Source organism: Moorena sp. SIO3B2, from assembly GCF_010692525.1.
Lineage (GTDB): Bacteria > Cyanobacteriota > Cyanobacteriia > Cyanobacteriales > Coleofasciculaceae > Moorena > Moorena producens.
Genome location: NZ_JAAHHE010000328.1, coordinates 1 through 6629, shown reverse-complemented (window position 1 = coordinate 6629; position 6629 = coordinate 1). Strand labels below are relative to the sequence as shown.

6 protein-coding genes are annotated in these 6629 nt (G+C 44.7%); 3 read left to right on the top strand and 3 right to left on the bottom strand.

Annotated elements, in window-relative coordinates; all coding sequences use genetic code 11:
* Positions 1-969 precede the first annotated feature (969 nt).
* A complete protein-coding gene (locus tag F6K38_RS32695; RefSeq protein ID WP_287263428.1) occupies positions 970-1899 on the top strand; it encodes a hypothetical protein in 930 nt (309 codons plus the stop codon).
* A gap of 443 nt (positions 1900-2342) precedes the next feature.
* On the opposite strand, the gene F6K38_RS32690 is transcribed toward F6K38_RS32695, so the two are convergent.
* A complete protein-coding gene (locus F6K38_RS32690; protein ID WP_131827039.1) occupies positions 2343-3023 on the bottom strand; it encodes a hypothetical protein in 681 nt (226 codons plus the stop codon).
* 498 nt (positions 3024-3521) lie between these two features.
* Between F6K38_RS32690 and F6K38_RS32685 the strand changes: the two genes are divergently transcribed.
* Positions 3522-4064 carry a hypothetical protein gene (locus F6K38_RS32685; RefSeq protein WP_008182615.1) on the top strand — a complete coding sequence of 181 codons (543 nt, stop codon included), beginning with the start codon at positions 3522-3524 and terminating at the stop codon, positions 4062-4064.
* Position 4065: 1 nt separating this feature from the next.
* Complete coding sequence (locus F6K38_RS32680) at positions 4066-4197, top strand: hypothetical protein (RefSeq protein ID WP_267872019.1); 132 nt, start codon at positions 4066-4068, stop codon at positions 4195-4197.
* A gap of 118 nt (positions 4198-4315) precedes the next feature.
* Here the strand turns inward: F6K38_RS32680 and F6K38_RS32675 are convergent, their stop codons facing one another.
* Together F6K38_RS32675 and F6K38_RS32670 are read right to left on the bottom strand one after the other, a co-directional pair.
* A complete protein-coding gene (locus F6K38_RS32675) occupies positions 4316-5413 on the bottom strand; it encodes an anthranilate phosphoribosyltransferase family protein (RefSeq protein ID WP_287247969.1) in 1098 nt (365 codons plus the stop codon).
* Between the two features lie 30 nt (positions 5414-5443).
* Positions 5444-6439 (bottom strand): LysR family transcriptional regulator, encoded by a 996-nt coding sequence (locus tag F6K38_RS32670; RefSeq protein ID WP_008182619.1) that lies wholly within the window; start codon positions 6437-6439, stop codon positions 5444-5446.
* Positions 6440-6629: the final 190 nt, after the last annotated feature.

Genomic DNA, 6629 nt, shown 5'->3' with positions numbered 1-6629 from the left:
ATGGCGAAAGCATCGGGGATATCTGTAAATGAGTTGTTGATGATAGCGATTGATGAAACGTTAATTAATAAGGCTGCGTGTAGGGAATAGGGAACTTTGGATCAGGAAATAGTCTGAGGCGGGGGCGCGGCAGGTGTGGGGAAATGGGGATAATATGGGAAGTGTGGGAGGTGTGGGAGGTGTGGGAGGTGTGGGAGGTGTGGGGAGATGGGGAGTCAGATTAGCAACTAGCTCCCCAAGACAGTGCTGCCTAGGTATTCCCTAGTCCCTATTCCCTATTCCCTATTCCCTATTCCCATTAACCCAGGACGAGGTACCTCAGCCAATTGAGAACTGCTATTATGAGTAAGTAAGGTTTAACTTTTCCGCAAGAAGAGTGCCACTCCCGAGTTAGCGATCGCATGTAGTCTTGGTGATGAAATCATACCACCATCAGCGTTATCTAAATCTAAATTGTTATCTAAATTGCTCTCAATGGCCTTAACCGATTCCTGATCAGGGTGTTCATTGGTGACACGATGATTTGGGTATTAGTGATTTTACCCTACAAGTGACCGATCGGAGGGATTAGACTTCCCACTAGTAGCTACCTAAAAAAGCTAGCTGAAGCTGGCTTTTTGGCTAATTAGAGCAATTTAATCCCGATATTTGGCTAAAAACGGTTGTTTTATTCTGATTGCCTCCATTTTTGCGCTAAAATAGCCTATATAAGCTAACTTTTATAAAGAGTTCACAGAAAATTTACAATCTGCTGGGACTATTCACAAGTAATTTACGGAAAATGGCTGATAGACATGGTTAACTTTAGAAGAAGCAAAAAGTCAGGTACTCAAAGCATGCAGTTTCTCAAGGTCACTACTTAAAAGCCAAGATGCTAGCCAGAGTCAAAAAACCGTACTATGCGGAATTTCTCTCACAGCCCTTGAGGTAAATAGTAACACGAGTAGTTTTAACAGTTAACTATAAAACATGTCAGGCTCTCCTCTGAATAAATTCCTTTTCAAACCCGTTCTTCTTGCAGCAGCGGTCTTGTCAGTACTGTCCTTACCAGTAGCAATTTTTGGCTCACAACCAGTTTCCATTCGCATTCAGGGAGAACAGTGGATGGATGGTGAAGTTAAGGATCTTGCTCCCCCTTACCTAGGCTTGGTTGGAGCCTTGAGTTTGGGAGTCGGTGTAGCCAGTTTGGCAATTTCAGGGTGGCAAGACTCCTCCCATAAATTTGCTCAAACTCAGGACAAAGTTTCCACTCTAGCTGAGGGTATCCAGGCAAAAGAAAAAGAATTAGAAGACCTTAAGCTTTCTCTGTCGAGTTTGGCAGCTTCTGGACTCACTGATTTTATAGATGAGGCAGAAACCCCGAAAACATTTACAGAAAACGTTACGGAAAAGGTTCCGGAAAACGTTACGGACAAAGTTATAGAAAACGTTACGGAAAAGGTTCCGGAAAACGTTACGGACAAAGTTATAGAAAACGTTACGGAAAAGGTTCCGGAAAACGTTACGGACAAAGTTATAGAAAACGTTATAGAAACTCGGGATAACAGCCTTGAATCCCAGCCAGTCTTTGAAACTCTAGTGACTAGGTCGAATTTTGTTGAAGAGCCTTCCATAACAGCCCCGACAAGGTCTGTAGAGGATGTAACCCAGAAGTTTGCCTCAGCACAAACGTTTTTAGGTTTTGTGCGCACAAAACCTGTAGTCACCCAACCTATTGAGGTGAGTTCACCAAAACCTGAGCAGCTGGAGCAACTCAACACTCAACTTCAAACAATTATGGCTCAGATGGCTTCTTTACAATCCGCCCTTGATGGCACACAGAGAAGTCGAGGGATTGAGGTACCTGTAGCGAATCACCCATCCAAACAACTTGTTAAGTCCTGGTCTGTCAAGGGTTAAGAACTTTTAAGACAAGTTGATAGACGATTAGGGTGCATCCTGATCCAACCATAAGCTAAAAAGCATCTACTGGAATTGACTCCAGATAGTTATGTATAAATAGTTTACTGTTGGTAATTAGTTAAAATTGCTGAATTTGGTTGACCATTTCTGCCTTCCGAATCTATAATTGTAACCTCGATTTATCGATGGACTAATTTGGCATTCGCCAATTACTAGATTGTCACGATTGAGATCACCGTGAGCGTTTCCACAAAAAGCGCCAACAAAACGCGACCATAGCGCTAATTAAATAAAACTGTTAGGGTATTTCAGTAAGAGCCTGCACAGTGTGGCTGAGTATTATAATTAGTATTATTATTAATATTATTCATGGTTCAGGCTTGATAGTGACCAACCATGAACCATGACCATGAACTATGAACCAAGATAAAGGTTTTGTCTTATCGGAAAAACTCTGACGGCGAGAGTGGAGTATTGTTTTGATTTTTTAAATTGGTTTGTGGGCGAATACTACCACTAACCGATGGTTGGGGTTTAAGTTCTGAGCGGTTTCCCCAGCCACCATTGCGTTCTGCTGCCCTAATGCTAGGTACTGATTTCCTGCCACTAGGTAGCGCTATCGGTAGGGTGTAACTCGCCTTTACGTAAGGTTGACCATCATTATTAAATCGGACGAGGTCACCTTCCATCTCTGGAATCTGCGGCTGTTGCTCTTCAGCCCTTCCTAGGTGACCATAGGGCTCATAGGTAGCTAAGAAAGAGACACTATTATTGGGGCTAACCGAGAATCGTCCTTGTGATTGATTGATTTGCCAAGCTTCCTGAAGGCGACCATCTGGTGCTACCTCCCATAGGTTAAGCCTAGCTTGCCATTGACCCTGCTCGTTTACTTCAACAACTTGGCGATCCAAAATCGAATAAGTGCCTAGGGGGTTAGAACCAAATAAAGGCTGTTGTGTCGGACGCAAATAGCGAATAGCAGCTACAGCAATTTGACTTTGGTCAGGTAGATTACTAGTACCCGATACAGTATACGCACCAGGACGACTGGCCGGTTTCACACTGAGTTCTAACTCAAGGTCAGGGGATTTTTTTTGGGAGCAACTGACACACAATGCCATTAGCATTAGGAGTACAGTCCCCTGCCTATTAGAGTAAAGTGAGCGAACTGTTTGACTTAAAAACTGGTAGAATCGCATAGGCATAGGTATAAACAGATTAGATATTCCTTAGGGAGTAAGCATATGCGCTACGCGCACGCTGCTTGAGGTGCGGTCAGCGGTCAGCGGTCAGCTGACGTAACATAGATTAAACCAATACTTACTTGTTTTATTCAAAAGCTGAGAGCTGAGAGCTGAGAGCTGAGAGCTGAGAGCTGAGAGCTGAGAGCTGAGAGCTTACCTTAGAGATAGCTTACAAAGAATGACTAATTGTCAGATTAGGGGTTGAAAATATCGACTATCATAGCAAGTTGTTAAAAACGAGCTAAGTTGATTGGTAGTTAGTGATGGATTTACCACGGAACCCTAATCAACGTCTAACATAATCAATACCTTGATTGTTTATAATTGAGCGTTTATAATTGATAGCTTATAAAATTTTATCCACTAAGACTAATTATGAAGCAGCAAAGCAGGTTTAGACATACATCTTTATTGAAATTTTGTACTACTCAGTTGGCAATCGCTGGCCTAGTAACCCTAGGGATTCCTAATGGTGCTGCCACTGCTGGGAATCAATTTAGTTTGTGTGCCAAAGATCTTAAAGCGGCCAATATCACTTCAGAAATCGCATCACAAGCTTGTTCAGAGGCACTACAACCTGAGGATTTATCCTTGTGTGTACTGAAAATTAAGGTACTGACCTCATTAGCAGGCCAAAAAGCCTTAGGTGCTTGTACACGAGTCCGACGACCTTTGGAATTGGCTAGCTGTGTGGTTGATATTGACAATAAGATTGAAAACATAAATGCTAACTCAGTGCTGGATCACTGCCGTCGTAGCCTCCTGCCAGAGCAATTTTCTGAATGTGTTATTGGCTTGAATAGTGCCAATGTCGCTAGCCCTGACAAGGCTCTAAACACTTGTATTTCTGTTAATCAATATCCCTCCCAATTGTCTCCGACCTTTGCGCCACCTCCGGCAAGAACCTTGGTTCAGTAATTTGGTTGAGTGTAAGCATTCAGCCGTCAGCCGTCAGCCGTCAGCCATTCCCTTGGCTCACGCTAAGGGAATGGCTGACGTAACAGAGATTAAACCAATGCTTACTTGTTTTATTCAAAAGCACATCAAGTAGCGTGGGTGGCACAGGCTTCGACGCTGGGACTTCATTTAGATTGCCCATAGCCCATAAGCACATCAAGTAGCACATAAGCTGATAGCTGATAGCTGATAGTTGAATACTTACCTTCTGTTTATTTAAGCTTGTGTAAGTAATCAACAATTTCCTTAAATTTTTGCTCCACATTACCACTGGTGAATAAATCTTCAGCCCTGGCCAGACCTGCTCTAAAATCTGGGCAAACACCACAACGCCACAGATAAAAGCCACCATTCCAGATCGCGGCTGGCATCAATGGGTTGGATTTACCCTTTAGGATTTCCTGGTACTGTGCCAGCAGTTTAGTGGTTGACTCAAACGGTACCTCCTTGCCAGCCAAACCGTATTCACTCGGATGGAGTAGCAGACGTTCAAACCCTTGACTGGCTGATGGTTGACTAATCGCTATGATGGCAGTGCGATCGCGTGGTAGGTCACAGCTACCCTCTAAGCCTTTGACAAAGGTAAAATTCTTGACCAGACGCAGCTGACATGTCTGTCTAAACAGATTTTCTGTAGGTGGATGAACATACCCGGCCACATAATGAGTTTCTCCTCTATAGGCAGACCAGAGGAGTTCCATGGTTGCTATGGGTGGACGTTTACCGATTTGGTCGCGGTAGGAAACTAACTGATGAGCTTGGGGAAAATGCTGGGGTAAATAGATAAATCCTAAGCCAGTTGTCTCCAATACTTGTTGCACCTGGGGCACAGAAAGTTGGGAGAAATCCATGCCCAATCCCTGCCAAATCTCAATTAAGGGGACTCCATACTTAGTGGGCATACAATCTCCCCCATGCATGACCACAGGTACCCCAGCAGTAGCTAAGACTAAGGCGGTCAGGGGTGTGACTGGTGCAGTACGGCTTCGTCCATCATAGGGTGTTCCTAACGCTGTAACCCCCAGGGATGGAGAAGAAGAAACTGACCGAGAGGTATCTTGCCCATGGTTGATGTCCCAGGGGTGTAACCTTGGTCCAAGTTGGTCATAAGCATCCAACATCCCTGCCAGTTCTTCACTGGTCGGTCGTTTGATGCGGTGGGCAATCATAAATGCTCCAATTTGCGCTGGTGTAGCCTCTTGTGTCAACATGAGGCGGGTTGCAGTGGTGGCTTCCTCACGAGTTAACGCTTTGCCAGTGTGCACACCACTGCCCACTTTCTTTAATAATTCCCTGAAGGCATTACTCATCGGTGATTAGTCCAAAGCTGGAAACAGTGATCAAGCTTGAGCAAGGGCTGGCAGCTGGAGGTTCCAAGCCTGAACTGTTGGCATGTCCAGCTGACGCACCAGTTTACAAAAATGCTGAATTGGTGGAATATCTAAGCGATCGCGAGTCGTGACCAAGACCACCTGACGAGTCCAGTTGGAATCCAAGGCAGAGACGTTACCTACTAGTTTGTTGGAGCTAGCCAGGGATTCTGGTAGTTTTTCTAGGGTACGCACAGCCAAAGTAGAGTCTTGCTGTACATTGATCACGGCTGATTTGGGCAATAGGGCAATCAATTCTCCTTGGCGCACTACTCCTTGGAATGCTTCTAGGGTATTTAACTCCATAACTGCCCGCAAATTAGCCCCTAGGCGGGAAAACTGCTGCTGTACTAAACGTTGCATCCCGTAGCCACTTTTAAAGACTGCTTGTGGGTATTTAATCAGTTCTGACCAGGGCACTGCTTTATAGTTGACTAAGGGATGGTCTGATGCCATCAGGACTTCGATGGGCTCTTCGTAGAGTACCTCAACTACCATCTCTGAACTAGTGGTCAAAAAGCGATTGTTCATCACAATTGCCACATCCACTAGACCATCTCGCAGTACCTTCAAAGAGCGATCGCTTCCGAGGGCCGTCACTCGTAATTGCACTTGAGGATAGGCTCGACAAAATTGCTTTAAGATCGGTGGCAAATAGTGAGCGCAGACTGATTGGATTGCTGCTACACACAATTCTGGCTGCTTACCTGCGATCAAATCTGCTAATTCTTGGGTAGCAGTTTGCCACTCTTGACAGATTTTACGAGCACGGGGTAAAAGCTGTTCCCCTGCAAGAGTCAACTTGGCGTGAGCAGTGCGATGAAACAGTGGCATACCCAGATGGCTTTCCAGAGACTGAATTTGTCTACTAATAGTCGATTGTGTTACGCCGCATTTTTGTGCCGCTTGTCCAAAATTACCGGTCTGGGTGACTGCCAGAAATGCCTGCAACTGCTCAATCCGCATGATTTGTCTAAGGTGTATGAGGTTTCATCATAATTCATTGAACATACTAGATTTTTTGAGGAACTTCGGTAGAATTTGATACATTGAGGCTCTGCCATTTAACTAAACCCATCAGCTCAACCAATGTAATCAGTAAAGCAATTTCAAACGGGAACGTCACGGGTCTTGGGAGAACAGGGAACTTCGGATC

Coding starts and splice junctions, on each gene's coding strand:
- F6K38_RS32670 (WP_008182619.1), bottom strand. CDS start 6,439: ATGCGGATTGAGCAGTTGCAGGCATTTCTGGCAGTCACCCAGACCGGT.
- F6K38_RS32690 (WP_131827039.1), bottom strand. CDS start 3,023: ATGGCATTGTGTGTCAGTTGCTCCCAAAAAAAATCCCCTGACCTTGAG.
- F6K38_RS32695 (WP_287263428.1), top strand. CDS start 970: ATGTCAGGCTCTCCTCTGAATAAATTCCTTTTCAAACCCGTTCTTCTT.
- F6K38_RS32675 (WP_287247969.1), bottom strand. CDS start 5,413: ATGAGTAATGCCTTCAGGGAATTATTAAAGAAAGTGGGCAGTGGTGTG.
- F6K38_RS32685 (WP_008182615.1), top strand. CDS start 3,522: ATGAAGCAGCAAAGCAGGTTTAGACATACATCTTTATTGAAATTTTGT.